This is a genomic window from Protaetiibacter larvae, from assembly GCF_008365275.1.
GTDB lineage: Bacteria > Actinomycetota > Actinomycetes > Actinomycetales > Microbacteriaceae > Homoserinibacter > Homoserinibacter larvae.
Genome location: NZ_CP043504.1, coordinates 1,956,425 through 1,982,070, shown reverse-complemented (window position 1 = coordinate 1,982,070; position 25,646 = coordinate 1,956,425). Strand labels below are relative to the sequence as shown.

Sequence of the window (25,646 nt, the reverse complement as noted above, 5' to 3'; positions counted from 1 at the left end):
CCTAACCGCACGTGTCCTCCCCGGCCGGCACGCGGCGCTCTCCGTCCACGGACTCCCGCTGCACCCCGTGCGAGCGGGGGGCGTTCCGGGACGATTCCGGGGTGACGACCTTCCTCGAGGTGCCCGGCGTGCGGATCGTGCGCCCCCTCAGCCGCGCTCCGCACAGCGAGAGCCTGCTGGTGCGCGTCGGCGGCGAGCCCGGAGCGGTGTCCGCGGTGCTCGCCCGAGCTCTCGACGAGCGCGGTGCCCGGCTGCGTCGCATCGAGCTCCTCGCCCTGGATCGGGGGCGGGGTCCCGGAGTCGTGACGGTGCTCGACGTGCTCGCCGATGAGGCCGCCCCGGCGCTGCTGCTCACGCGCCCGCGCGGTCCACGGCTCTCGGAGGTCATCGGCGAGCGCGGGAGCTGGCAGGCGGGGGAGGTCGTCGGCGTTCTCGAACCGCTCGTCGCGACCGTCGTGCGCCTGCACGACGCGGGCGTCGCGCACGGAGCCCTCGGCGCGTCCCGGGTGGTGCTCACGGAGGAGGGGCCGGTCCTGATCGACTTCGGTCACGCGGAGCTGTTCGCGGCGGCTGCACCCGAGGCCGTGCGCGCGGGTGTGGCGGCCGTGGGCCGGGATCGTGATGCCGTGCGCGCGCTCGCGGTGGAGCTGCTCGCCGGGGTCGCCGGCGCCCGCAGTGCAGCTGCCGCCGAACTCGCGCGGCGGCTGGCGGTGCTCCCCGCGCACGAGGTGTGCCGCGAGGCCCTCACCGGCGTGCGCGAGCTCGCCGCTCCCGTGCCTCTCGTTCCCGAGCCGGTGGTCGCGAGGGATGAGGATGGCCCGCCGCCGTCGATCCGGATCGAGTCCGAGGGGCAGCCGGGGGAGCCCTCGGCTCGGGCCGTGGTCGCCTCGGAGGAGAGCGTCGGCCACGCCCCGGCGGGGCTGCTCGCGCGGGGGCGAGAGCTCGTGGCTCGGGCGCGAGCGGCTCTCGACGGTCTGCCGCCCACCCGGCGTCGGCTGCTGCTCGGCGGGGGCGTCGCGGTCGCAGCGCTCACCATCGGCGTGCTCACCATGCCGGGTGAGGGTCGAAGGGACGCCGGCGCGGCCGGACCGACGGTGTCTGCGGCGCCCACGGCGCACCCGGAGCCCGTCACCGACGACCCGCTCGAGGCACTCGGGCTGCTCATCGCCCATCGCGAGGAGTGCTTCCGGGAGTCGTCGCTCCTCTGCCTCGACGAGGTCGACCAGCAGGGATCGGCGGCGCTGGCCGCCGATCGTGCCGCACTCCTCGCGCAACGCTCGGGGGGCGAGGGGGTGCGGGTGGCCGTGGATGCCGACACGGCGGTGATCGTCGAGCGGCTCGGCGACAGTGTGCTCGTCGAGGCGGGGCCGGAGACGGATCCGGCCTCGATCCTGCTGATGAGGACCGAGGCCGGATCGCGTATCCGTGATTGGATCGCGGGCGAGCCGGTGGGCTAGATGCCGAGCGCGGAGCGGAAATCGCCCGCTTCGAGGCGTGCCTTGACCGCGCCGAGGAAGCGCGCCGCGTCCGCGCCGTCGATGATCCGGTGGTCGTACGAGAGCGCCAGGTAGACGGTCGAGCGGATCGCGATCGAGTCGGTCCCGTCGACGCTCACCACGAGCGGCTTCTTCGACACGATGCCGGTGCCGAGGATCGCGGTCTGCGGCAGGAACACCACGGGCGTGTCGAAGAGCGCGCCGCGGGAACCGGTGTTGGTGAGCGTGAAGGTGCCGCCGGCGAGCTCGTCGGGCTTGAGCTTGTTGTCGCGCGTGCGCTCGGCGAGGTCGGCGATCTGGCCGGCGAGGCCCGCGATGTCGAGCTCGCCCGCGTCGCGGATGACGGGCGTGAGCAGTCCGCGCTCGGTGTCGACCGCGATCGAGAGGTTCTCGGTCGCCGGGTAGACGATGCTGTCGCCGTCGACGGTCGAGTTGATGATCGGGAAGGCCCGGAGCGCCTCGACCGTCGCGAGCGCGAAGAACGGCAGGAACGACAGCTTGGTGCCGGTCTTCGCGAGGAACTCGCCCTTGACCTCGTCGCGCAGCGCGGCGATGCGGGTGACGTCCGCTTCGACGACGGTCGTGAGCTGCGCGGTGGACTGCATCGAGACCACGGCGCGCTCGGCGACGACCTTGCGCAGGCGCGTCATGGGAACGGTCGTGCCGCGCAGCGGCGACACCTCGACGGCGGCCGGTGCCGCGGGGGCTGCGGGCGGCGCCGCAGGGGCGACCGCGGGTGCGGCGACGGCGGGTGCGGTGGCCGCGGCGAGCACATCCTGCTTGCGGATGCGACCGCCGACACCGGTGCCGGTGAGCTCGTCGAGCACGATGCCCTTCTCGTTGGCGAGCTTGCGCACGATCGGGGTCACGTATCCGGCGTGCGAGGCGGGAGCGGCGGCAGGGGCCGCGGCGACCGTCGCAGCGGCAGCCGGTGCCTCGACGACCGGTGCCTCGGCGACCGGTGCCTCAGCAACCGGTGCCTCGGCGACCGGCGGGGCGGCTACAGGGGCTTCGGCGGCGGGCGCTTCGACGACAGGTGCCTCGACGGCGGGCGCCTCGGCGACCGCCGCAGCGGGAGCCGGTGCCTCGACGACCGGCGCTTCGACAACCGGTGCCTCGGCGACGGGGGCCTCAGCGACGGGCGCTTCGGCAACCGGTGCCTCGGCGACGGGCGCTTCAGCGACGGGCGCTTCCGCCGCGGGAGCCGCGGGGGCGGCGTCGCCCGAGCCCGAACCGTCGCCGATGCGCACGAGCGGCGTGCCCACCTCGACGGTCTCGTCCTCGGCGACCAGGATCTCCTCCACGATGCCCGCGACGGGCGAGGGAACCTCGGTGTCCACCTTGTCGGTCGAGACCTCGAGCAGAGGCTCGTCGACCTCCACACGGTCGCCGACCTTCTTGAGCCAGCGGGTCACCGTTCCCTCCGTGACGCTCTCGCCGAGCGCGGGGAGGCTGACGGATTCGCTCATCGGTGATGCTCCTTCTTGAGGCCGTGTCGTTCTAGCTTAGCCGCGACGCTCAGCCGTGGAGGGGCTTCCCGGCGAGAGCCAGGAAGGCCTCGCCGAGCGCCTCGTTCTGCGTCGGGTGCGCGTGGATGTAGGGGGCGATGTCTTCGGGGTAGGCGTCCCAGTCCACCACGAGCTGCGCCTCGCCGATGAGCTCGCCCACGCGGGCGCCGATCATGTGCACGCCGACCACGGGACCCTCGTTGACACGGATCGCCTTGACGACGCCCGCGGTGCCGATGATGTGGCTCTTGGCGTTGCCCGCGAGGTTGTACTCGACGACCGTGAGGTTCTCGGCGCCGTACTTCTCCTCGGCCTTGGCCTGGGTGAGGCCCACCGATGCGACCTCGGGGTCGGAGTAGGTGACCTTGGGGATGTTGACGTCCTCGACGCGGATGGGGTCGAGCCCTGCGAGCTTCTCGGCCACGTAGATGCCCTGCTGGAAGCCGCGGTGCGCGAGCTGAAGGCCCGGGACGATGTCGCCGACGGCGTAGACGCCGGGGACCGTGGTCTGCAGGTTCTCGTCGACGACGACGAAGCCGCGGTCGAGCTGCACGCCGACCTCCTCGAAGCCGAGGTTGGCGGTGAGCGGGCCGCGGCCGACGGCGACGAGCAGCAGCTCCGCCTCGACGGTCTCGCCGTTCTCGAGCGAGACGACGACGCCTGCCTCGTGCTGCGTGACGCCCGAGAAGCGCACGCCGAGCTTGAAGTCGATGCCGCGACGGCGGAAGGCGCGCTCGAAGTGCTTCGAGATCGACTCGTCCTCGTTCGGGACGAGGTGGGGGAGCGCCTCGATGATCGTGACCTCGGCACCCCAGCTCTTCCACACGCTCGAGAACTCGACGCCGATCACGCCGCCGCCGAGCACGGCGACCTTCTTCGGCACGAAGTCGAGGGCGAGCGCCTGCTCGGAGGTGATGACGCGTCCGCCGATCTCGAGACCCGGCAGAGAGCGCGAGTAGGAGCCGGTGGCGAGGATGACGTTGGTGCCCGTCACGAGCTGGTCGCCGACCTGCACGGTGGTGGCCGAGACGAGGCGGCCGGTGCCCTCGATCGTCGTGATGCCACGGCTCTTGATGAGGCCCTGGAGGCCCTTCCACTTGCCGGAGACGATGCCCTCGCGGTAGGCGGTGACGGCCGCGATGTCGATGCCGCCGAACTGGCCGGCGACGCCGTACTTGGCCGATTCGCGCGTCACGTCGGCGACCTCCGCCGAGTGCAGGAGCGCCTTCGTCGGCACACAGCCGACGTGCAGGCAGGTGCCGCCCACCTTGTCCTTCTCGATGAGGGCGACGGACTTGCCGAGCTGTGCGGCACGGAGCGCGGCGGCGTATCCGCCGCTTCCCGCTCCCAGAACGACGAGGTCGAAGGTCTGCTCGGACACTGGAGAAACTCCCTTGCGCTTCACGTGTCTTGCCCCGCGAGATCGGTGGTGTCGCGAGGAGGGGAAGGCAAGGCGTTCCTTGCCGTGAAGACCCTACTACGCCTCCGCGAGCTCCGCCGTCAGGGCCAGCATCGTGCGCACCGCGACGGCCGTCGGTCCCTTGCCGACGCCCCCGTAGGCGCCGCCGGAGTTGTAGGCGGGACCGGCGAGGTCGAGATGCGCCCAGCCGATCCGGGCGCCGGGGCCGTCCCCTCCCGCGGTGCCGACGAAGGTGCGCAGGAAGTGCCCCGCGACGAGCATCCCGCCCGCGGTGTGGCCCGGCTTGGCGTTGGCGAGGTCCGCGATCTCCGAGTCGAGCACCGAGCGCAGCTCGGGCGGGAGAGGCATCGGCCACATGGGCTCGTCGGAGGCGCGGGCGGCGCGCAGCACCGCCTGGACGGCCTCGTCGTCGCCGATGACCGCGGTGGTCCGCTCGCCCATCGCGATCTTGGCCGCGCCGGTGAGGGTCGCGAGGTCGACGAGCAGCTCGGGGTTCTCGGCGGCGGCCGCGGCGAGGCCGTCCGCGAGCACGAGGCGACCCTCGGCGTCCGTGTTGGTCACCTCGACCGTGGTGCCGTTCCAGGTGCGCAGCACGTCTCCGGGCCGCAGCGCCGATCCCGACGGCATGTTCTCGGCGAGGCACAGCCATGCGGAGACCTTCACGGGGAGCTGTCGGCGCGCCGCCTCCAGAACGACGGCGAGGGCCGTCGCGGCGCCGGTCATGTCGTACTTCATGGTCGGCATCGAGGCCGGCGGCTTGAGCGAGAGGCCGCCCGAGTCGAAAGTGATGCCCTTGCCGACGATCGCGAGGTGCTTGGCGGCACCCGCGGGGGAGTACCGCACCACGGCGAGCCGGGGTCCGCGGGCGGAGCCCTTGCCCACGGCCGCGATCCCGCCGTATCCGCCTTCGACGAGCTGCTCGTCCGCGAGCACCTCGAACTCGACGGGCAGTCCCTCGGCGAGCTCGCGCGCCCGGGCGACGAACGACTCCGGGTAGAGGTCGGATGCCGGGGTGTTGACGAGGTCGCGCACGGTGTGGGTCGCGGTCGCGGTGGAGGCCGCGCGGGCCACGATGCCGTCGTCGGCGAGCTGGGCCGCCAGGTGCAGCACGATGCGTCGCGGGGGGCGCTTCGTCTCGAGCGCGCCGGTGCGGTACTCCAGGAACGCGTAGGCGCCGCTCGCGGCGGCCTCGAGGACGACCTCCGCCTCGCCCGCGTCGGCGACCGGGAGCGCGAGGGCGAGCGAGCCGATGCCGGACGCGAGGCGCCCGACCACCCCGGCCGCCGAGCGCAGGGACTCGCGCGTCGCCGCGGGTCCGAGGCCCACGACCGCGACGGGCGCGGCGACGCCCGCGACGGGCCCGAGTCGACGGAACTCGTCCGCTGCCCCGGTCACGCCGACGAGCGGCAGGAGCGCGCCGAGACCGGGGAAGTCGGCGTCGGAGGCGGCGAGCACGGCGGCGCCGTCCGGGCCGCGCGTCGCGCCCAGCACGATCAGCTCGGCGTCGCTCGCGGTGACGGGTTCGGTGCTCAGGACGAGTTCGGGAACGGCCATGTCGCCAGGCTAGTCGGCGCGCGCCGCGCTGTTCGCTGTGAGCTTGACGGCGAGGCGGGCGGCGACCGGCGGGGCGACGGAGGGGGAATCTAGACTCGAGCCATGCAGGATCCGCGTGCGCTGTACGAGTTCGCCGGCGACGTCTCCGACGTCCCGACCGGGCTGCACCTCATCGCGGGGCTGACCGGTTTCACCGACTCCGGATCCGCGGTCGCACAGGTGTCGGAGCTGCTTCTCGGGGCCCACGAGGTGCGCGAGCTCGTCATCTTCGACAACGACGCGCTGCTCGACTACCGCGCGCGGCGTCCCGTGATGTTCTTCGACGAGGACCACCTCTCCGAATACAAGCCGTCACGGCTCGTGCTGTCGCTCGCCCACGATGAACTGCACCGACCCTTCCTGCTGCTCACGGGCTACGAGCCCGACTTCCGCTGGGAGGCGTTCACCCGCGCCCTCGTGGAGCTCGTCGAGCGTTTCGGCGTCGCGGACACCACATGGATCAACGCGATCCCCATGCCCACCCCGCACACCCGAGCGATCGGGGTGACGGTGAGCGGCAACCGCACCGAGCTCGCGGACGCGTACTCCATCTGGCGTCCGCGCACCCAGGTGCCCGGCAACGTCCTGCACCTCCTCGAATACCGCCTGCAGCAGGCCGGCCACCCCACCGCCGGCTTCGTGCTGCTGATCCCTCACTACCTCGCCGATACCGAGTACCCGCTCGCCGCGGTCGCCGCACTGGAGAGCATCAGCGCGGCCACCGGGCTCATCTTCCCGAGCGACGAGCTGCGCGAGCAGGGTCGCGAGTTCACCCAGAAGGTCGAGGAGCAGGTCGCCGGCAACCCGGAGCTGCAGCGGCTCGTCGCGACGCTCGAGGAGCGCCACGACAGCTATATGGAGGAGAACCCGCTGCCCTCGCCGCTCGTCGACGAGGACGGCGAGCTGCCGAGCGCCGACACGATCGCGGCCGAGCTCGAGCGCTTCCTCGCGAGCCGCAAGGACGAGCCCCGCGCGTAACCTGGACGCGTGAACTCCGCGCGCGCCTGGCTCGTCTTCGGCGGCGCGGCCTTCGTCTATCTCATCGCGGTCATGCAGCGCACCTCCTTCGGGGTCGCGGGGGTCGAGGCGACCGACCGCTTCGCGGTCAACGCCGCTGCCATCTCGGTGATCGCGGTCGTGCAGATCGTCGTCTACGCCGCGCTGCAGATCCCCGTCGGGGTGCTCGCCGACCGGATCGGGGCGCCCGTGCTCATCCTCGGCGGCGCCCTCGTGATGGCTGCCGGGCAGGCGTTGCTGGCCGTCTCGAGCGGATTCTGGCTCGCCCTCGCGGCACGTGTTCTCGTCGGCGTCGGGGATGCCGCGACCTTCGTGAGCGTGATCCGGCTGCTCCCCGGCTGGTTCGAGGGCAGGATTCTCCCGCAGCTGTCGCAGTGGGTGGGCATGACGGGTCAGCTCGGGCAGATCGCCTCCGCGTTCCCCTTCGCGCTGCTGCTGCATCTGAGCGGATGGGGGATCGCCTTCGGTGTCGCCGCGGGGGTGTCCGTGGTCGCGGCGGGCGTGACGGCGGCGCTCGTGCGCCGCGGCCCCGAGCGAATGACCACGGCGGAACTGAGCACGGTCGATGCGGCCGAACGCGGCCTGCGCGCGAGCCTCGCGCGGCCCGGGACGCGGGTGGGCTTCTGGGCGCACCTCCTCGCCGGGACGGCGCCGACGCTGCTCGGGATCCTCTGGGGTTTCCCGTTCCTCACGGCGGGGCTCGGCTACGACCCCTCGACGGCATCCGGGGTGTTCTCGATGATGGTCGTGGGTTCGCTCGTCTCCGGGCCGATCATCGGGCTGCTCGTGACGCGCTTCCCGCTGCGGCGCAGCAACCTCGTGCTGACCGTCACGGGCGCCACCTTCGCCATCTGGACGCTCGTGCTGCTGTGGCAGCCGGTCCCGCCGGTCTGGCTTGTGGCGAGCCTGTTCTTCACGGCCGGGATCTGCGGTCCGGCGTCGCTCGTGGGCCTCGACCTCGCGCGCAGCTTCAACCCGCGGCACTCTCACGGTTCGGCGACGGGGATCGCGAACTCGGGCGGATTCGTGGGCGCCTTCGTCGCGATGCTCCTCGTCGGGCTCGTGCTCGACGTCGTCGATGCGGCCCGCGTCGCTCGGGGCGCGGCCTCGCAGCTCTACAGCCTCGACGGCTTCCGGGTCGCGTTCCTCGCGGTCTACCTCGTCGCGGTGGTCGGAACGGTCGGTCTGCTGCGCTCCCGCGCTCGCACGCGCAAGCGGCTGTACGAGGAGGAGGGAATAGAGATCGCCCCTCTGTGGGTTGCACTCTTCGGCGCACGCGACCGGAGGCGCCCTCCGGGTGTGCGACAATAGGACACCGAGACCCGGTCGAATCCCCGTTTCGCATCGCCGCTCCCGATTGAGTTCGAGCGCGGCGTCGCGGGGGACTTGACACGGGTCTACGTACTGCCCAGACGCACCCTCCCCACACGCGAAAGGGGTCAGCATGGCCACCCCCACCTCGTCCGCGAAGGACACGGTCAACGACGACCGCGCCGCCGCGAAGACGACCGCCGCGAAGACCACGACCAGGACTGCTGCTGCGAAGCCGGCCGCCAAGGCCGCTCCCGCCGCGAAGACCACGACCGCCAAGGCGCCGGCGAAGGCCGCCGCGAAGGCCCCTGCCGCGCCGCGGGCGACCGCCGCGAAGAAGGCGGCCGCGAAGGCCGCCCCCGCCACGGCCGCCGAGGAGCAGCTCGAGCCCGAGCTCGACGACGAGGAGCCCGTGGTCCTCGACGAGGACGAGGCGGTCGACGAGACCGCCGAGGACGAGGCCGTCGAGGTCGTCGCCAAGGAGGAGGCCACCGACGACGACGCCGTCGACGAGGACGCCTCCGATGAGGACGACGACGACACGGAGTCCACCGGCACCGACGAGCCGCTTCCCACCGGCGCGCTGCGGCTGTCGATGACGGACGACGACGACGAGGTCCCCGTCTACTCGGCCGCGATCACCGGCGCGACGGCCGACCCCGTCAAGGACTACCTCAAGCAGATCGGAAAGGTCGCCCTCCTCAACGCCGAGCAGGAGGTCGAGCTCGCGATGCGCATCGAGGCGGGCCTCTTCGCCGAGGAGAAGCTCTCGGCGATGTCCGACACCGAGAAGCGCTCCCAGCTGGGCCGCGAGCTCGCCTGGGTGGCTCGTGACGGGCAGCGCGCGAAGAGCCACCTGCTGGGCGCGAACCTGCGCCTCGTCGTCTCGCTCGCCAAGCGCTACACGGGTCGTGGCATGCAGTTCCTCGACCTGATCCAGGAAGGCAACCTGGGCCTCATCCGCGCCGTCGAGAAGTTCGACTACACCAAGGGCTTCAAGTTCTCGACCTACGCCACCTGGTGGATCCGCCAGGCGATCACGCGCGCCATGGCCGACCAGGCGCGCACCATCCGCATCCCGGTGCACATGGTCGAGGTCATCAACAAGCTGGCCCGCGTGCAGCGCCAGATGCTGCAGGATCTGGGCCGCGAGCCCACGCCCGAGGAGCTCAGCCGCGAGCTCGACATGACCCCCGAGAAGGTCATCGAGGTCCAGAAGTACGGCCGCGAGCCCATCTCGCTGCACACGCCCCTCGGCGAGGACGGCGACAGCGAGTTCGGCGACCTCATCGAGGACACCGAGGCGGTCGTGCCGGCGGACGCCGTGGGCTTCACGATGCTGCAGAAGCAGCTCGAGAGCCTGCTCGACTCGCTCTCGGAGCGCGAGGCCGGCGTGATCCGGATGCGCTTCGGGCTCGGCGACGGCATGCCGAAGACCCTCGACCAGATCGGCGACACCTTCGGGGTGACGCGTGAGCGCATCCGCCAGATCGAGTCGAAGACGATGGCGAAGCTGCGCCACCCCTCGCGCTCGCAGTCGCTGCGCGACTACCTCGAGTAGGCCGGCGGTGGTGCGGGTCCTCCTGGCGATCTGGGCGACGAAGCTCACCGCCCTCGCTCTGAGGGCCGTCGGCCGGGCGGGCACGCACGTGCCCGGACGCGTGGCGCGCCGCCTGCACCCGGGCATCATCGGGGCCATCCGGCATCCGGCGCAGGTCGTCGCCGTCACGGGCACGAACGGCAAGACGACCGTCTCGAATCTGCTCGCGGAGGCGCTCACGGGTGAGGGGCTCGTCGTGGCGAGCAACCGAAACGGCTCCAACCTCGCCGCGGGGATCGCCGCGACCCTCATCGGCGCGGTGACCTGGACCGGGCGCCCGCGGGCCGACATCGCGGTGCTCGAGCTCGACGAGCGCTCCGGCAAGCTCGTGCTGCCGGGGCTCGACCCCGACGTGCTCGTGTGCACCAATCTCACGCGCGACTCGATCAAGCGCAACGCGCATCCGGGCTATATCGCCTGGATCCTCTCCTCGGCTCTCGGGCCGCGGACGACGCTCGTGCTCAATGCGGACGACCTCATCACGGCGTCCCTCGGCAGCGACGCGAACCCGCGGGTCTTCTTCGGGGTGGACCGCCTGCCGACGGACGGCGATCGCCCGACGGGCACCGCCGTGGACGTGGCGATCTGCCCGGTGTGCGAGACCACGCTCGACTGGGATTTCTGGCGCTTCAACCACATCGGCAAGGTGCACTGCCCGGCGTGCGGCTTCCGCTCGCCCGAGGCCGACCATCTCGCGCGCGATCTCGACACCGAGCGCTCGCGCGTGACGCTCGCCTTCGACGGCGATGCGCGCAGCGCCCACCTCATCAACGACAACATCGTCAACGTCTACAACGAGGTCGCGGTGGCGGCCGCCCTCGACGTGCTCGGGGTGCCCCGCGAGCGCATCGTGGCCGCGTTCGATCGGCTGCGCCCGCCGACGACGCGCTTCGCCGCTGAGCGCATCGGCGAGGTCGCGCTCGTGCGGCTGCTCACGAAGGGCCTCGTCGGTGTCGCCTGCTCACGGGCCTTCGAGTACCTCGCCTCCTTCGGGGGACGCAAGACGGTGGCGCTCTCGATCGACGAGTGGAGCGAGCGGGAGACCGAGGTCGAGAACACCGCGTGGATCTACGACGCCGACTACGAGTACCTCGCCGACGACTCGATCGCCCAGATCGTGGTCGGGGGAGTGCGGCGGCACGATCAGGCCCTGCGGCTCGCGATCGCGGGTGTCGACCCCGCGCGGATCGTGACGGTCGCGTCCGAGACGGAGCCCGCGGAGCTGCTCGACCTCGACGGCACCGCGGTGGTGTTCAACCTGCACAGCGTCCACAACGCGCTCACGACCGGCGACGCCGTGCAGCGGCGACTGCGGGAGCGCCTTGCCGAACGAGCCGGAGCATCGTCGTGAGCGGCGCGCCGAGCATCGAGCTGCTCTTCCCCGAGATCGCCAATCTGCACGGCGACAACGCCAACATCAGCTATCTCGCGCAGTCCCTGCCGGGTGCCGAGCTCATCCGAACGGGGCTCGGCGACCGACCGGCGTTCCTCGACCGCGAAGTGGGCCTGGTCTACCTCGGCCCACTCACCGAGCGTGGACAGCTCACGGCGATCGACCGCCTGCGCCCGCATCGCGATCGCATCGCCGCGGCGATCGACGCGGGTCAGCGGTTCCTCTTCACCCACAACGCCCTCGAGGTGCTCGGCACGCGCATCCGCAACGACGAGATGGGCTACGACGTCGCCGGCGTCGGGGTGTTCGAGCTCGAGGCGACGCTGCGGATGTTCGAGCGCTACAACGGCAAGGTGATCGGCGCGGTGCCCGAGCTGCCGGCCTCCCAGCCGATCGTGGGCTACAAGTCGCAGTTCTCGATGGTGACCGCCGACGAGGCGCTCCCCGGCTTCCTCGTCGCGGATCGGGGCATCGGCCGCAACACGCGCACCGCCGTCGAGGGCGTCCGGCGCGAGAACTTCGTCGGGACCTCGCTCATCGGTCCGCTGCTCGTCACGAACCCGCACTACACGCGCGCACTCGTCGCCGCGATCGCCCCGGACGCGGAGCCCGTCCTCGCCCACGAGACGCTCGCGGTCGCCGCCTACGAGGCGCGTCTCGCCGACTTCCGGGACGAGCGCCGCTGGCATCCCGCCGAGCGCCTCGCGCGCTGAGTCAGAAGCCGATCGCGGCGCGGTAGCGGGGCAGCAGCCCCTCGCGGATGCCGGAGACCGAGGGCTTGGACTGGTAGACGCCCGAGTTCGGGTTGCCCTCGATGATGACGGGACCGGTGGCGGTGATCGCGACATCCCATCCCACGTACGGCACCTCGGGGATCACCCGGGCGGCTCGGTCGAGGAGGGTGAGCACCTCGGCGTAGAGCGGCACCGTGAACCCCACGATGGACACCCCGGAGAGCGGATGCACGGCGTAGGTGGCCCCCGTGCCGTCGAAGGCCGCGAAGTGCGCGGTGCCCGTGTCGTCGAGCATCGTGTACATCCCGCCGCCCGAGAAGTTGTCGATGTCGCCGCCGTTGCCGATCTTGAGCACGCTCGCGAGCACCTTCAGCTCGCTGCCGTCGAAGAAGGTGATGACGCGCAGCGAGTTGACGCTCGTCGGGCAGAGCGCCGCCATCTCGGGATGCTGCACGATATAGCCCTCGAGGAGGAACTGCCGGCGCTCGATCGCCCGGGTGCGGAACGCCTCGACGTCGACGACCTCGGACGCCTCGACCTTCTCGATGCCGAAGCCCGAGAGGCTGTCGGGGACCTTGAGCATGGCCCGGCCGTGGCGATCCAGGAAGGCGCGCACGGCGTCCGCGTCGCTCGCGCGCAGCTCGATCCAGTCGCGGCCGATGAACTCTGCGAAGCGCGCGTTGAACTGCAGCTTGTCGGCGAAGATCCGGCGCAACTGGGGGTCGTTGAGCGTCATCGCGAGATGGTTGGACTTCGGATGCGTGATGAAGGTTCGCCGTTCGGCGGCGGTCAGCATGACCACGTCCCAGTCGAGGTAGTCCTGGAAGGCGAACTCGTAGCGCACCGCGCACCACAGCATGTCGGCCACGATGAGCAGCCGCGGCTTGCGCGTCAACGGGGCGGCGGCCCCGGCGATCCGCCAGACGTTGGCCGGATTGAGCGACGCCGCGCGACGCGCGAGATACCGCAGTCGGCGGCCGAGGCCGCCGGGGGCGTCAGACACTCAGCGGTCCTCGAGGAGCCGATCGGTCTCGTCGTGCCAATCGAGCGCCGTGCCGATGAGCTTCGGCTTGTACTCGGCGCCGTGGTGCGCGCAGAACAGCAGCTCGCCGGAGGCGAGGGTCACCCGGACGTAGGCCTGGGCGCCGCACATGTCGCAGCGATCGAGGGCGGTGAGGGACGGACGCTCCAGCTCGACGGTGCCGTCGCCTGCGAACTGTGACATGTCCTGCTCCTTCCCTCGGGTTCGGTGGTGCGTGATCCCATGTAAGCACGGCCACGCTGACAATTCCGGCTGGCGGCCGGGCATTTCGCTCTGCGCGTATATCGCGGGGGCGTGCCGGGCCTCTACAGTGCTCGCATGGGCATCTGGGGGGAGCTCGGGGCACGCGCGCGTCCGCGCGGTCGCGTGATCGCGCTCGCCTGGCTGGCGGGGGCCGCCCTGCTGCTCGCGGGCGTCGGCGGCGCCTGGGGGGCATCCCTCGCGTCCGGCGTCGATGCAGGTGGCCGCACCTCCGCCCCGGAACCACGCGACGCCGCCGCGCTCGTGCCGGCGACACCCACCCCCGTGCCCACGGACGACACCGCTGCCGGGGCCGAGGACGCCGCCTCGGAGACTCCGGTCGACGGCGACCCCGGTGAGAAGGTGCCCGCCGCCGAGGTGCCCGCCGCCGAGGTGCCCGCCGCCGAGGTGCCCGCCGCCGAGGTGCCGGCCGCCCAGCCTCCGACCGCCCAGCCTCCGGCCGCGGGCGAGCAGGAGGCCGCACCGCCCGCGGCACCGGCAGCTCCGCCTCCTCCGCCTCCGCCTCCGCCGCCGCCCCCGCCGCCACCCGCCGGGACGGAGTCGGGTGAGGTGCTCACCCACACGAATGCTGCCCGCGCCGCCGCCGGACTCGCGCCCCTCGGACGCAGCGGAACGCTCGTGAGCTACGCCTGCACCTGGGCGTCGCAGCTGGCGGCGACCGGCAACTTCGTGCACAGCAGCTTCCCCGGCGGGTTCAGCAGCTGGGGCGAGAACATCGCGTGGGGGTACGGCTCGGCGAGCGCGGTCGTCGAGGGCTGGATGGGCTCTGCCGGGCACCGGGCCAACATCCTGAACGGCGGCTACACGCTGCACGGCGCCTGCTCCGCCGCCGGCGGCGACGGGCGGCTGTACTGGGTGCAGCAGTTCGGCTCCTGAGAGCGTGCGCCTCCCGGGCGCCGAGAGCGGCCACGGTTAGGCTCGTCGAGTGAGCACCGACTACTCCGCCCGCCATCTCTCGGTTCTCGAGGGACTCGAAGCGGTCCGCAAGCGCCCGGGCATGTACATCGGCTCGACCGACTCGCGCGGGCTCATGCATTGCGTGTGGGAGATCATCGACAACGCCGTCGACGAAGCCCTCGCGGGCTTCGGCACCGAGATCGACGTGGTGCTCCACGCCGACGACTCGGTCGAGGTGCGTGACCGCGCCCGCGGTATCCCCGTCGACATCGAGCCGAAGACGGGGCTCACGGGCGTCGAGGTCGTGTTCACCAAGCTGCACGCGGGCGGGAAGTTCGGCAGCGGCTCCTATGCGGCCTCGGGTGGCCTGCACGGCGTGGGTGCCTCGGTGGTCAACGCGCTCTCCGAGCGTCTCGACGTCGAGGTCGACCGCGACGGCGTCACCTGGGCGATGTCGTTCCACCGGGGCGAGCCCGGGATCTTCGCCGACGCCGAAGCGCCCACCCCCGATGCCCCGTTCACGCCGTTCACCTCCGGGAGCGAGCTGCGCAAGGTCGGCAGGGTCGCGAAGGGCGTCACCGGCACGCGCGTGCGCTACTGGGCCGACCGTCAGATCTTCACGAAGGGCGCCGGATTCCAGACCGAGGAGCTGCTCGGACGCGCCCGGCAGACCGCGTTCCTCGTGCCGGGGCTCGGCATCCGGATCCATGACGAGCGAGGCGAGCAGCCGAGCACCGAGACCTTCCGCTTCGCGGGTGGCATCAGCGAGTTCGTCGAGCATCTCGCCTCCGACGCCGCGGTCACCGACACCTGGCGCATCCAGGGATCCGGCGGCTACACCGAGACGGTCCCCGTGCTGCAGGAGAACGGCCACATGGTGCCCACCGAGCTCAACCGGGTGTGCGAGGTCGACCTCGCGCTGCGCTGGGGCACGGGTTACGACACCGTGTTCAAGAGCTTCGTCAACATCATCTCGACGCCCAAGGGCGGCACGCACCAGGCGGGCTTCGAGCAGGGCCTGCTCAAGTTCCTGCGTGCCGAGGTCGAGAAGAACGCCCGCCGGCTCAAGGCCGGCTCCGACAAGCTCGAGAAGGATGATGTGCTCGCGGGGCTCACGGCCGTGCTCACGGTCCGCCTGCCCGAGCCGCAGTTCGAGGGCCAGACGAAGGAGGTGCTCGGCACCCCGGCGGTGCGGGCGATCGTCTCGAACGCCGTCGTGAAGGGGCTCACCGAGCGCTTCGCGAGTCCCAAGCGCGACGACAAGGCGCAGAGCTCGCTTGTGCTCGACAAGGTCGTCGCCGAGATGAAGAGCCGGATCTCGGCCCGCGCCCACAAGGAGACCCAGCGGCGCAAGAACGCGCTCGAGAGCTCGTCGCTGCCCGCCAAGCTCGTCGACTGCCGTTCGAACGACGTCGCCGATACCGAGCTGTTCATCGTGGAGGGCGACTCCGCGCTCGGCACCGCGAAGCTCGCGCGCGACAGCGAGCACCAGGCGCTGCTGCCCATCCGCGGCAAGATCCTCAACGTGCAGAAGGCCTCGGTGGCCGACATGCTCGGCAACGCCGAGTGCGCGTCCATCATCCAGGTGATCGGCGCGGGCTCCGGCCGCAGCTTCGACCTGGAGGCGGCCCGCTACGGCAAGGTCATCATCATGAGCGACGCCGACGTCGACGGCGCCCACATCCGCACCCTGCTGCTGACCCTGTTCTTCCGTTACATGCGACCCATGGTCGAGGAGGGGCGCGTGTTCGCCGCGGTGCCCCCGCTGCACCGCGTCGTCGCGATGAACCCCGGATCGAAGCCCAACGACATCATCTACACCTACTCGGAGACCGAGCTGCAGGGGGTGCTCGCCGGACTCAAGAAGCAGGGCCGCAGCTACCAGGATCCGATCCAGCGCTACAAGGGTCTGGGCGAGATGGACGCGGATCAGCTGGCCGAGACCACCATGAGTCGCGCGCATCGCACGCTGCGTCGGGTGCGGGTGGAGGATGCCGACGCCGCCAACCGGGTCTTCGAGCTGCTCATGGGCAACGACGTGGCCCCGCGGAAGGAGTTCATCGTCGCGGGGCAGGGCCTCGACCGTGGGCGCATCGACGTCTAGCGTGCGCTCGGCGGCCGTCGTGGCCGGCGGTGCCCTGCTCGTCGGCGCGCTCACGGCGATCGTCTTCCTCATCCGCGCGGGCGGCGATCCGGCCGGCGCCGACACCTGGCCGATCAGCTGGGAGCTGCGTTCGAGCGACAACGGGGTGCTCTTCCAGGTGATCCAGGACATCGCGGCGGGGCGCCCGCTGGACTGGTCGTTCTCGCCGCAGGTGTACGTGTTCCCGGAACTGCCGCTCAGCGGCGTCGCCTTCGCCGTGAGCGCGGGGAACGTGTACGGCTACTACCTCGCGGTGGCTGCGCTCAACATGGCGGTGCTGTTCCTCTGCGCTCTCGCACTCGTCCGCGTGCTGTGGCCCGAGCACGCGCTCGGCACCTCCGTGCTGCGCGCGCTCCTCGGCACGGTGCCGCTGCTCGTGCTTCCGCTCATCGGCACCTCGTGGATCCTCTCCTTCCACCTCGCCCCCAGCTACTACTTCGGCGAGTACGCGGCGCTGCTGCTCGCACCCGTGCTGCTGCTCGCGCGCACCCTGCCGGTGCGGATCCTCACCGGCGCGGCGCTCGCCCTCACGATCGCCTCCAACCCGCTCACCCTCGTCTTCGCGGCGCCCGGCGCTCTCGCCGCACTCGTCGTCGGGATCCTGCGTGCGGGCCCGCGTGCCGTGCTTCGCCCCGTCGGCTGGGTCGCCGGAACCCTGCTGCTGGCGGCTGCGGCACGGCTCGTGTTCGCGCCCCTGCAGGGGATCTCACCCCTCAGCTACATCGATCCGGACCGCTTCGCCGGCCGGCTCGCGGTGCTCTGGCCGTACTACGCCTTCCAGCTGCGCGACCCCGCGGCGGCAGTGGTGCTCATCCTCGGGGCGCTGCTCGCGGTCGGGTGCCTGCTGGCGGCCATCGCGGCGGCTGTCCTGGTGGTGCGCCGGCGCGGCGGGGCTCCCGCACGCCGACTGCTCGCGGTCGTCTATCTGGGCCTCATCCCGCTCGGCGGCATCGCGGCCACCTTCTTCGCGATGATCACGCACTACTACTACTTCTGGCCGGCTCTCGTGCTCCCGTACGTGCTCGTGCTGCTCGCCGTGCCGATGCCCGCGGTGTCTCCCGCGCTGCTGGGCGGGCTCGCGGGCATCGTCGTGATCGCCCTCGCGACGGGCGCGATCCCGCATCTGGGCAGCGCGGGCCGGTACTTCGGCTATCGCAACGCCGAGACCGCCTGCATCGACGATGCACTCGCGGGCGGCTCGGCCGTCGGGTATGCCACCTTCTCGGATGCGCGGCGACTGTCGCTCACCTCGCGTACGCCGTTCCGGCTCATCCAGCTGAACACCGACGGCACCGCGCACGAGTGGCTCACCAACACGGCGTACGCCCGCACCGATGCGGGCAGCTTCTTCTACCTCAACGGCAGCGGAGACGAGCCGGCGCTCGACACCGCGCGGATCCGTGAGCGCTTCGGCGACCCCGACCGCGTCGTCGCGTGCAGCGCCACCCAGGAGGTGTGGCTGTACGAGGACGCAGGCAAGCTGGCGCGGATCTCGGCGTTCTACCGCGGGAGGGCGTGACCGACCGAGGCGACGACCGCGTCGAGCGGTGAGCCCGAGGCGTCGCGCTTGGCGCCCGACTCGGGAAGCGCGCGCGGCGTGCCGTCGCTCGCGACCGCGAGGGCCGGGGCGGGGCCCACCCAGGCGAGGGCGAGGGCATCCTCGCCCTTGAGGAAGCTGTGCGCGCGCACCCCGCCCGTCGCGCGGCCCTTGCCCGGGAACTCCGCGAACGCCGAGACCTTGCCGCGTCCCGGGTCGGTCCCGGGGAGGATCGCCGTCGGCGTGGAGATCGTCACCACCACCGCATCCTCGGGGTCGACCGCGCCGAAGAACAGGGCGCTCGCCTTCGCGGAGAGGTTGATGCCCGCCATGCCCCCCGCGGCGACTCCCTGCGGGCGCACCTGCGCGGCCGGGAAGTGCAGCAACTGCGCGTCGCTCGCCACGAAGACGAGCTCGTCGGCGTCGGTGCCCTGGGCGACCCCGACCACCTCGTCGCCCGGCTTGAGCGCGATGATCTCGAAATCCGGGCGGTTCGGGTAGCCGCCCGGCGCGACACGCTTGACGACGCCCTGGCGCGTGCCGAGCGCGACGGGCTCCTCGGAGACGAGGGAGACGAAGCCGAGCACGCGTTCCCGCTTGTCGGCGATGCCCAGATAGTCGGCGATCCGGGCGCCCGCCGCCAACTGCACGGAGTTGGGAGGAACCGCGGGGAGGTCGACGGGCGTGAAGCGGATGAGGCGCCCGCGCGAGGTCACCGCGCCGAGCTCTCCCCGGGTCGTGCCGCGCACGGTCGACAGCAGCGCGTCGTGTTTCGCGCGGCGGGTCGAGGCGAGCGGGAGCTCCGCGCCCTCCGGCAGGTCGACCCGTACGGCGCGTCCCGTGCTCGAGAGCACGACGAGGGTCGGGGCATCGGCGATCTCGAGGGATGCTCCCGCCGCGGCCTTGCGTGCCGACGCCGTCGTGGCGACGCTCGACCCGGCCTCCGTCAGCAGTGTGCGCCGTGGGGTGCCGAAGCGTTCGGCGACCTCGTCGATCTCGACGCCCACCTGCGTACGGATCCGCGCGGGGTCCGCGAGCAGTGCCTCCAGTTCGGCGATCTCGGCACGGAGCCTGTCACGCTCGGTCTCGAGCTCGATGCGGCTGAAACGCGTGAGGCGGCGCAGCTGCAGTTCGAGGATGTAGTCGGTCTGCAACACCGAGAGATCGAAGACCTCCATGAGGCGCGTGCGGGCCTGAGCGGTGTCGTCGCTGCCGCGGATCACCTGGATGACCTCGTCGATGTCGAGGATCGCGATCAGCAGCCCCTCGACGAGGTGCAGGCGCTCCTGCCGACGGGCCAGCCGGTAGCGGGATCGGCGCGTGACCACCTGGATGCGGTGGTCGAGGTAGACCTGCAGCAGCTCGCGCAGCCCGAGGGTCTGCGGGCGGCCGTCGACGAGCGCGACGTTGTTGATCGAGAAACCGTCTTCGAGGGGGGTCAGCCGGTAGAGCTGCTCGAGCACGGCCTCGGGGGAGAAGCCGGTCTTGATGCCGATGACGAGACGGAGGCCGTTCTTGCGGTCGGTCAGGTCGGTGACGTCGGCGATGCCCGTGATCTTCTTCGAGCCGACGCCGTCCTTGATCTTCTCGATGACCTTCTCGGGGCCGACGAGATACGGCAGCTCGGTCACGACGAGCCCCGTGCGGCGCGCGGAGAGCTGCTCGACGGTCACCTTCGCGCGCGTCTTGAACGAGCCGCGCCCCGTCGCGTACGCGTCGCGGACGCCGGCGAGCCCGACGATCGTGCCGCCGGTCGGCAGATCGGGGCCGGGCACGTACGCCATGAGCTCGTCGAGGGTCGCGTCGGGGTTCTCGAGGAGGTGCCGGGCGGCGCCGGCCACTTCGATGAGGTTGTGCGGTGCCATGTTGGTGGCCATGCCGACCGCGATCCCGCTCGCGCCGTTGACGAGCAGGTTCGGGAAGGCGGCGGGCAGCACCTCGGGCTGGGTGAGCTGGTTGTCGTAGTTGGGCACGAAGTCGACGACATCCTCGCCGAGCGATTCCACGAGGGCGAGCGCGGCGGCCTGCATCCGCGCCTCCGTGTAGCGGGGGGCGGCGGGTCCGTCGTCGAGCGAGCCGAAGTTGCCGTGGCCGTCCACGAGCGGCACGCGCATCGTGAAGTCCTGGGCGAGGCGCACGAGCGCGTCGTAGATGGCGGTGTCGCCGTGGGGGTGCAGCCGCCCCATGACGTCGCCTACGACGCGGGCGCTCTTGACGTGTCCGCGGTCGGGGCGCAGCCCCATCTCGTTCATCTGGAAGAGGATGCGACGCTGCACGGGCTTCAGCCCGTCGCGCGCGTCGGGGAGGGCGCGCGAGTAGATGACCGAGTAGGCGTATTCGAGGAACGAGCCCTGCATCTCGGTCGAGACGTCGACGTCTTCGATTCGTTCGCCGAAGGCGGGGGCGGTGACGTTGCCGCCGACGGGGGGTGCGGGGGTGGGTTCGGGCGGAGTCATAAGATCGTGGCCATGCTACCGGCGGCGAAAACCCACAGGTTCCGCCTTGCCGATGTGCTGCCGAATTGTCTCGACGCGCTGACCGGCACGCGCGGTCGGATGGGTCTCGCCCCGGTGGAGCGCGTCGTGGTCGTGGTCGCCGACGGGCTCGGGCACACGGCGCTCGGCGAGCACCTCGGCCACGCACGCACGCTCGCGCGCCGCTTCGCCCTCGATCCGGCGATCGGTTCGGGCTTCCCCTCGACCACCGTCGCAGCGCTCGCGTCGCTCACCACGGGGCGAAGCGCCGGTCAGCACGGACTGGTCGGTTACCGGGTGCTCGATCCCGCCCACGACCGGGTGGTGAATCAGCTGAGCGGCTGGGAGGGCATCGATCCCGCCCGCTGGCAGCGGGTGCCCACGCTGTTCGAACGGTCGGCGCAGGACGGCGTGCGCTCGGTCGCCATCGCGCATCCGCGCTACCGCGACTCGGAGTTCACCCGGGCGGTGCTGCGCGGCGCCGAGTTCGCCCCGGGCGGGGATGCGGAGACCAGGCTGTCCCGGCTCCGCGATGCCCTCGCCGCCTCCGACCCCACCCTGGTGTACTACTACGTGCCCGACCTGGACGTCGCGGCGCACGCGCACGGGCTGGCATCGGCCCAGTGGGTGGCGGCGCTCGAGGCGTTCGACGCCGAGCTGGCGGGCGCGCTGCGAGTCCTCGGTCCTCGCGACGGCCTCGTCGTCACCGCCGATCACGGCATCGTCGATGTGCCCGAGCATGCCCAGCGCATCGCCACGCCCGAGCTCCTCGACGGGGTGCGCCACGTCGCGGGCGAGCCGCGCGGACTGCAGCTGCATCTGGAATCCGGGGTGGATCCGGACGAGGTGGCCGAGCGCTGGCGGCGCTCGGAGGAGAAGCGGGCCTGGGTTGCCACCCGCTCGGAGGCCGTCGCGGCCGATTGGTTCGGACCGGTCGACCCCGAGGTGCTGCCGCGCATCGGCGAGGTGCTGGTGCTCGCGCGCGGTGCCCACGCGTATTACGCGGATTCGGACGACCGGGCGCGCGGCATGGTCGGACAGCACGGCTCCCTCACGCCGGCCGAGACCGCGGTGCCGCTGCTGCGCTTCGGGGCCTTCGCGTAGCCCGCGCCCCCGCCCGCACCCCCGCACGCGCTCCCGCTGTTTCCGCAACTCAGGAGTCGCGGTCCCGCTTCCCGGCGTCCGACGCGCATCCGCGCCGTTCTCCTGAGTTGCGAAATCGCGCCGGGGGCTAGAGGTCGTCGTCGGTGCGGGCGCCGAAGACGATCTCGTCCCAACTGGGCATCGAGGCGCGTCCGCGGCGCTTGCCGAGCGGTCCGGTGGCGCCCGACGAGCCGGAGGCCTTCGCCGTCGGGGCGATGCTCGCGATCTGCGGCTCCTCGGGGGCTGTGTCGAGCGGGATGTCGATGAGCTTGACGACGCCCGTGGACGGGTGGGTCGCCAGGCCGGGGTCGGCCTCGTCCAGGTCCAACGGCTCGCGCTCGCCGCGGCGACGGCGCAGTGCCTCGAGCAGATCGGCGGTGTGGTGCGTGCCGACCGGCTCCTCGGCCGCGACGGGGCGGGCGCCGAACTCGAAGGGGGTGAAGTCGACGGCCTCGAGGACGGTGCCGTCCGCGTCTTCCGCGACCGCGAAGGCGCCGCTGTCGAAGCGGGCGTCGTCGCGCACGTCGAGGGGGACGGCGCGCAGGCGGGGGATGAGGCTCGGGGGCAGCTCGCCCTGCTGGGAGAGGGTCACCGCCTCCTGGTTGAGCGGCGAGAGCGACTGCTTCTTCGGCTCGAAGCCCCAGCGCGCGTCGCGGTCGACCTCGTTCGCGGTGAAGGTGAGCTTGACGATCCAGCCGCCACCCTGCTCCTTCCAGCTCGACCAGCGCTCGGCCGTGGCGCCCGCCGAGGCGAGACGCTCCCGGATCACCGAGCCGAACGTGGCGCCGGAGGCCAGCGGATCGGTCTCGACGGCCATGTGCACCGGCACGTTGAGCGCCGACTCGACCACGTACTCACGCTCGGCGAGCACGGGGCCTTCGAAGCGCCGCACATAGTCGAGCGAGGCGCCCGTGACGCGCGCGACGTCCTCGGCGGTCATCCCGGCGCGGATCTGCGCCTGGATCTCGCGCGGTGCGAGGCGCCGGGTGGGGCCGGCGTCGGGCATGGAGGCGCGCAGGCGAGACTGCTGCGTCTCGTCGACGGCGACGCGATACCGCCCGCCGTCGTCGGAACTGAGCAGCAGGGAGCCGTTCTCGACCCCGATGACCTTGAGCTCTTGCATGCTGAACGACCTCCAGCCGTACCGATTCTCGGCAAGGATGCCACGGCGGAGGGGCGATTCCGGGGAATATCGCGGGCGTGCCGTCAGTTGCACGGGGAGCGGTTTCCGGGCTTCCTGCAAGGAAGCTGGGAGGGTTTGCGTATCGGGACCCGATGATGCAGACTGACGCCGCCTTACCGAACGCAGCGATAGAGATGGATGGGAATGGCTACCGACTACGACGCCCCGCGGAAGACCGACGACGACACGGAGTCGATCCAGGCCCTCCAGGAGCGTGTCCCCGACAAGCTGTCGGGCGTGGTCGACGTCGATGACGCCGACAACCCGGGCTTCGAGCTCGCCGGTCAGGATCTCTCGGACCTCGACCTCGATGTCGTCGTGCTGCCCGCCCAGGAGGACGAGTTCACCTGCGTGAGTTGCTTCCTCGTGAAGCACCAGTCGCAGTTCGACCACCAGACCGACCTCGGGCCGATCTGCGCGGAGTGCGCCGCCTGAGTCAGCCGCGGATGGCGGCCGCCAGCTCCTCCGGGTGCCGGCTGGAGATGATCCAGTAGGGGGTGGGGTCGTCGGGGTCCGCGAGTTCCACGCGCACGAGGCCCGGGATCCAGCCGCGGATCAGCAGCCAGGCGTCCGCGTGCAGGCCGACGCCCCGCTCGCGCACGGCGTCCGCGCCCGTCGCGACCCGAACGTCCGCGACGAATCGCAACGGCAGCCGCGCGCGTCCGGCGCGCAGCGTGTCTCCCGCCACCGCGACGGTCGGCGTCGTCGCGACGAGCACCGCGACGATCGCGCCGTACAGCCCGACGGCCACGAGGCAGCCGGCGAGGATCGAGATCGGCAGGAACACGAGCAGGCTCGCGGGCACCACGAGCGCGGTCGCGAGAAAGACCCAGAGGGACGGCGTGAGCCGCTCGCTGTAGCGCGGGGCCGGTTCGGGAGTGGTCATCCCCCCCATTCGACCATGGACTAGCCTCGTGGGGTGACCGAGTCCGTCGAGGTGCTGCTCCGCGGCGATCGCCTCCCCGCGTACGCGCATCCGGGTGATGCCGGCGCCGACCTCACCTCCACCGACGACGTCGTGCTCGCGCCCGGCGAGCGCGCGACGGTGGGCACCGGGGTGGCCATCGCGCTGCCCGACGGCTTCGTGGCCTTCGTCGTGCCGCGCAGCGGGCTCGCGGCGAAGCACGGAATCACGATCGTGAACAGCCCCGGGACCGTCGACGCGGGGTACCGCGGCGAGATCCGGGTGACGCTGCTCAATACGGATGCGCGCGAGAGCTATGCGATCACCGCCGGTGACCGGATCGCGCAGCTCATCGTCATGCCGGTGGCTCGTGCCCGCTTCATCCCCGTCGAGCAGCTCCCCGGCTCGGATCGCGGGGAGGGCGGCTTCGGCTCCACCGGATACTCGACCCGAGGAGGAACCCCATGAGCGACGCCCCCGCAGGCGATCCCGTGATCGATCAGCCGAAGTCCGCGCCGCACGATCGCGAGACGGCGGGACCCCTCGATGTGAGCGAGGCCAACACGGTGCGGCCCTACGTGGATCTCGGCGGGGTGAAGATCCTGCCGCGCCCCGAACTCGCGCTGCGCCTCGAGATCGAGGAGGGCAGCAAGCGCGTCGTCGCCGTCGCGCTCGACTACGCCGATTCGACCCTGCAGGTGCAGCCCTTCGCGGCGCCGCGCACGAGCGGGCTGTGGCACGAGATCCGCGAGCAGATCGTGGAGCAGATCGCGCGCCAGGGCGGCACCACCCAGACTCTCGACGGCCCCTTCGGTCCCGAGCTCCGCGCCGAGATCCCGGCCCCGGCGGGCAACGGCCCGGGCGTGCGGATCGCGCGCTTCGTGGGCGTGGACGGACCGCGCTGGTTCCTCCGGGGCGTCATCAGCGGCCAGGCGGCCGTCGACCCCGAGGCGGCGGAGAAGATCGAGGACCTGTTCCGCAGCATCGTCGTGGTGCGCGGCGCGACCCCCATGCCGCCGCGCGACCTCATCCCGTTGCACGTTCCGGCGAACGTGCAGGCGTCGGCGCCGGGATCCGCATCCTGATGGTGCAGGGCGCGGAGTCGCCGGGCGAGGGGTCGCAGGGCGCGGAGTCGCCGGGCGAGGGGTCGCAGGACGAGCAGCAGCCGTCGTTCGCGGATGCCGTGGCGGCCGCCGCGCGGCGCTCCGGCCTCGGGCGCGTCGAGCCGGGGCAGGCGCCGACCGCGGGCGCCCTGCTCGCGGCGATCGGCGGCGTGCGCGGGCTCGTGGAGTCGATCCTTCCGGGACTGCTGTTCCTGGTCGTCTTCACGATCACCCAGCAGGTGCTGCCGTCGGTGCTCGCACCGCTCGCGATCGCGGTCGTCTTCATCGTGGTGCGGGCGCTCACCCGTCAGCCGGTCACCTCGGCGATCGCCGGGGCGCTCGGCATCGCCGTCTCGGCGGGCCTCGCCCTGCTGAGCGGGCGGGCGGAGGACAACTTCGTGCCGGGTCTCGTCATCAATGTCGTCATGGTGCTCGTGATGGTCGGAAGCATCCTCGCCAAGCGGCCGCTCATCGGGGTCGTCGTGGGCCTCCTGACCGGCGACGCCGTGTGGCGCGCGGACGCCGCGAAGTACCGCGTGGCGCTCATCGCGACGATTCTCTGGGTCGTGCTTCCGGCGTTGCGCCTCGCCGTGCAGCTGCCGCTCTATCTGACGGAGCAGGCCGCCGCCCTGGGCGCGACGAAGCTCGTGATGGGTGTTCCGCTGTACGCGATCCTGCTCTGGGTGACGTGGTTGCTGATCCGGACGGCCTGGTCCGCCCCGCGTGGCGCGGAGGAGACGCGCGAGGCGTAATATATCTTGATGTCAAGATAAATCGACTCGGGTGCGCCGAGGCGGGCGGGCTTAGGCTTGCCTTGCTGGCACGGGCCAGCGTGAGGCCGTCAGGATGGCAGCAGCGCGCATCCGACGTAGGCCAGAGGAGACGAC

The 25,646-nt window shown here is 71.8% G+C and carries 22 protein-coding genes; 14 read left to right on the top strand and 8 right to left on the bottom strand.

The window, feature by feature from the left end:
• The first annotated feature begins 101 nt into the window (after window positions 1–101).
• Window positions 102–1,457 carry a BUD32 family EKC/KEOPS complex subunit gene (locus FLP23_RS09350; RefSeq protein WP_149325613.1) on the top strand — a complete coding sequence of 452 codons (1,356 nt, stop codon included), beginning with the start codon at window positions 102–104 and terminating at the stop codon, window positions 1,455–1,457.
• Here FLP23_RS09350 and sucB read toward each other — a convergent pair.
• The 3 genes from sucB to FLP23_RS09335 form a co-directional block, all read right to left on the bottom strand.
• Window positions 1,454–2,965 carry a 2-oxoglutarate dehydrogenase, E2 component, dihydrolipoamide succinyltransferase gene (gene sucB / locus FLP23_RS09345; RefSeq protein WP_149325612.1) on the bottom strand — a complete coding sequence of 504 codons (1,512 nt, stop codon included), beginning with the start codon at window positions 2,963–2,965 and terminating at the stop codon, window positions 1,454–1,456. The genes FLP23_RS09350 and sucB overlap by 4 nt on opposite strands.
• 49 nt (window positions 2,966–3,014) lie before the next feature.
• Entirely contained in the window at window positions 3,015–4,385 is a 1,371-nt protein-coding gene (gene lpdA / locus FLP23_RS09340) for a dihydrolipoyl dehydrogenase (RefSeq protein ID WP_149325611.1), read from the bottom strand.
• Between the two features lie 96 nt (window positions 4,386–4,481).
• Window positions 4,482–5,978, bottom strand: a complete 1,497-nt coding sequence (locus FLP23_RS09335) for a leucyl aminopeptidase (RefSeq protein ID WP_149325610.1) — start codon at window positions 5,976–5,978, stop codon at window positions 4,482–4,484.
• Between the two features lie 102 nt (window positions 5,979–6,080).
• Here FLP23_RS09335 and FLP23_RS09330 point away from each other — a divergent pair, with 102 nt between their 5' ends.
• The 5 genes from FLP23_RS09330 to FLP23_RS09310 all read left to right on the top strand — a co-directional run bounded on the left by FLP23_RS09330 (window position 6,081) and on the right by FLP23_RS09310 (window position 12,051).
• Window positions 6,081–6,995, top strand: coding sequence for a proteasome assembly chaperone family protein (locus tag FLP23_RS09330; protein ID WP_149325609.1), 915 nt, complete (start codon window positions 6,081–6,083; stop codon window positions 6,993–6,995).
• 9 nt (window positions 6,996–7,004) lie between these two features.
• Window positions 7,005–8,345: an MFS transporter gene (locus FLP23_RS09325; RefSeq protein ID WP_149325608.1), complete on the top strand. Its 1,341-nt coding sequence runs from the start codon at window positions 7,005–7,007 to the stop codon at window positions 8,343–8,345.
• 133 nt (window positions 8,346–8,478) lie between these two features.
• Window positions 8,479–9,906 (top strand): RNA polymerase sigma factor, encoded by a 1,428-nt coding sequence (locus FLP23_RS09320; protein WP_149325607.1) that lies wholly within the window; start codon window positions 8,479–8,481, stop codon window positions 9,904–9,906.
• A 10-nt stretch (window positions 9,907–9,916) separates the two neighbouring features.
• Window positions 9,917–11,296, top strand: coding sequence for a Mur ligase family protein (locus FLP23_RS09315; RefSeq protein WP_168200411.1), 1,380 nt, complete (start codon window positions 9,917–9,919; stop codon window positions 11,294–11,296).
• Complete coding sequence (locus FLP23_RS09310; RefSeq protein WP_149325605.1) at window positions 11,293–12,051, top strand: hypothetical protein; 759 nt, start codon at window positions 11,293–11,295, stop codon at window positions 12,049–12,051. The genes FLP23_RS09315 and FLP23_RS09310 overlap by 4 nt, the downstream gene beginning before the upstream one ends.
• A 1-nt stretch (window position 12,052) precedes the next feature.
• Here the strand turns inward: FLP23_RS09310 and FLP23_RS09305 are convergent, their stop codons facing one another.
• Together FLP23_RS09305 and FLP23_RS09300 are read right to left on the bottom strand one after the other, a co-directional pair.
• On the bottom strand, window positions 12,053–13,075 hold the full coding sequence (locus FLP23_RS09305) for a sugar-transfer associated ATP-grasp domain-containing protein (RefSeq protein ID WP_149325604.1): 1,023 nt from the start codon (window positions 13,073–13,075) through the stop codon (window positions 12,053–12,055).
• Window positions 13,076–13,297, bottom strand: coding sequence for a DUF7455 domain-containing protein (locus tag FLP23_RS09300; protein WP_149325603.1), 222 nt, complete (start codon window positions 13,295–13,297; stop codon window positions 13,076–13,078).
• Window positions 13,298–13,432: 135 nt separating this feature from the next.
• On the opposite strand from FLP23_RS09300, the gene FLP23_RS12380 reads away from it, so the two are divergent.
• Genes FLP23_RS12380 through FLP23_RS09285 form a run of 3 tightly spaced genes read left to right on the top strand, consistent with a single transcriptional unit; the run spans window position 13,433 to window position 17,934 of the window.
• Window positions 13,433–14,251, top strand: a complete 819-nt coding sequence (locus FLP23_RS12380; RefSeq protein ID WP_210413831.1) for a CAP domain-containing protein — start codon at window positions 13,433–13,435, stop codon at window positions 14,249–14,251.
• 49 nt (window positions 14,252–14,300) lie between these two features.
• Window positions 14,301–16,376 (top strand): DNA gyrase/topoisomerase IV subunit B, encoded by a 2,076-nt coding sequence (locus FLP23_RS09290; RefSeq protein WP_149325602.1) that lies wholly within the window; start codon window positions 14,301–14,303, stop codon window positions 16,374–16,376.
• Between the two features lie 19 nt (window positions 16,377–16,395).
• The gene (locus FLP23_RS09285; RefSeq protein WP_210413829.1) at window positions 16,396–17,934 is read left to right on the top strand and encodes a hypothetical protein; all 1,539 of its coding nucleotides are present in this window, start codon (window positions 16,396–16,398) and stop codon (window positions 17,932–17,934) included.
• On the opposite strand, the gene FLP23_RS09280 is transcribed toward FLP23_RS09285, so the two are convergent.
• On the bottom strand, window positions 17,916–20,408 hold the full coding sequence (locus FLP23_RS09280; protein ID WP_149325600.1) for a DNA gyrase/topoisomerase IV subunit A: 2,493 nt from the start codon (window positions 20,406–20,408) through the stop codon (window positions 17,916–17,918). The two genes, FLP23_RS09285 and FLP23_RS09280, sit on opposite strands and share 19 nt — an antisense overlap.
• A 99-nt stretch (window positions 20,409–20,507) precedes the next feature.
• On the opposite strand from FLP23_RS09280, the gene FLP23_RS09275 reads away from it, so the two are divergent.
• On the top strand, window positions 20,508–21,530 hold the full coding sequence (locus tag FLP23_RS09275; protein ID WP_246139950.1) for an alkaline phosphatase family protein: 1,023 nt from the start codon (window positions 20,508–20,510) through the stop codon (window positions 21,528–21,530).
• A 127-nt stretch (window positions 21,531–21,657) separates the two neighbouring features.
• Here FLP23_RS09275 and sepH read toward each other — a convergent pair whose 3' ends face one another.
• Window positions 21,658–22,692: a septation protein SepH gene (gene sepH, locus FLP23_RS09270; protein ID WP_149325599.1), complete on the bottom strand. Its 1,035-nt coding sequence runs from the start codon at window positions 22,690–22,692 to the stop codon at window positions 21,658–21,660.
• Window positions 22,693–22,896: 204 nt separating this feature from the next.
• Between sepH and FLP23_RS09265 the strand changes: the two genes are divergently transcribed.
• Window positions 22,897–23,187 (top strand): DUF4193 domain-containing protein, encoded by a 291-nt coding sequence (locus FLP23_RS09265; RefSeq protein WP_149325598.1) that lies wholly within the window; start codon window positions 22,897–22,899, stop codon window positions 23,185–23,187.
• A gap of 1 nt (window position 23,188) precedes the next feature.
• Here FLP23_RS09265 and FLP23_RS09260 read toward each other — a convergent pair whose 3' ends face one another.
• Window positions 23,189–23,638, bottom strand: a complete 450-nt coding sequence (locus FLP23_RS09260) for a DUF3093 domain-containing protein (protein WP_149325597.1) — start codon at window positions 23,636–23,638, stop codon at window positions 23,189–23,191.
• 33 nt (window positions 23,639–23,671) lie between these two features.
• Here FLP23_RS09260 and dut point away from each other — a divergent pair, with 33 nt between their 5' ends.
• Genes dut through FLP23_RS09245 form a run of 3 tightly spaced genes read left to right on the top strand, consistent with a single transcriptional unit; the run spans window position 23,672 to window position 25,511 of the window.
• Window positions 23,672–24,124: a dUTP diphosphatase gene (gene dut / locus FLP23_RS09255; RefSeq protein WP_149325596.1), complete on the top strand. Its 453-nt coding sequence runs from the start codon at window positions 23,672–23,674 to the stop codon at window positions 24,122–24,124.
• Window positions 24,121–24,741, top strand: a complete 621-nt coding sequence (locus tag FLP23_RS09250; protein ID WP_149325595.1) for a DUF3710 domain-containing protein — start codon at window positions 24,121–24,123, stop codon at window positions 24,739–24,741. The genes dut and FLP23_RS09250 overlap by 4 nt, the downstream gene beginning before the upstream one ends.
• A complete protein-coding gene (locus tag FLP23_RS09245; protein ID WP_149325594.1) occupies window positions 24,741–25,511 on the top strand; it encodes a DUF3159 domain-containing protein in 771 nt (256 codons plus the stop codon). The genes FLP23_RS09250 and FLP23_RS09245 overlap by 1 nt, the downstream gene beginning before the upstream one ends.
• Window positions 25,512–25,646: the final 135 nt, after the last annotated feature.

Coding starts and splice junctions, on each gene's coding strand:
- sucB (WP_149325612.1), bottom strand. CDS start 2,965: ATGAGCGAATCCGTCAGCCTCCCCGCGCTCGGCGAGAGCGTCACGGAG.
- FLP23_RS09335 (WP_149325610.1), bottom strand. CDS start 5,978: ATGGCCGTTCCCGAACTCGTCCTGAGCACCGAACCCGTCACCGCGAGC.
- FLP23_RS09330 (WP_149325609.1), top strand. CDS start 6,081: ATGCAGGATCCGCGTGCGCTGTACGAGTTCGCCGGCGACGTCTCCGAC.
- FLP23_RS09320 (WP_149325607.1), top strand. CDS start 8,479: ATGGCCACCCCCACCTCGTCCGCGAAGGACACGGTCAACGACGACCGC.
- FLP23_RS09300 (WP_149325603.1), bottom strand. CDS start 13,297: ATGTCACAGTTCGCAGGCGACGGCACCGTCGAGCTGGAGCGTCCGTCC.
- FLP23_RS12380 (WP_210413831.1), top strand. CDS start 13,433: ATGGGCATCTGGGGGGAGCTCGGGGCACGCGCGCGTCCGCGCGGTCGC.
- FLP23_RS09280 (WP_149325600.1), bottom strand. CDS start 20,408: ATGACTCCGCCCGAACCCACCCCCGCACCCCCCGTCGGCGGCAACGTC.
- FLP23_RS09275 (WP_246139950.1), top strand. CDS start 20,508: ATGGGTCTCGCCCCGGTGGAGCGCGTCGTGGTCGTGGTCGCCGACGGG.
- sepH (WP_149325599.1), bottom strand. CDS start 22,692: ATGCAAGAGCTCAAGGTCATCGGGGTCGAGAACGGCTCCCTGCTGCTC.
- FLP23_RS09265 (WP_149325598.1), top strand. CDS start 22,897: ATGGCTACCGACTACGACGCCCCGCGGAAGACCGACGACGACACGGAG.
- FLP23_RS09260 (WP_149325597.1), bottom strand. CDS start 23,638: ATGACCACTCCCGAACCGGCCCCGCGCTACAGCGAGCGGCTCACGCCG.
- FLP23_RS09250 (WP_149325595.1), top strand. CDS start 24,121: ATGAGCGACGCCCCCGCAGGCGATCCCGTGATCGATCAGCCGAAGTCC.
- FLP23_RS09245 (WP_149325594.1), top strand. CDS start 24,741: ATGGTGCAGGGCGCGGAGTCGCCGGGCGAGGGGTCGCAGGGCGCGGAG.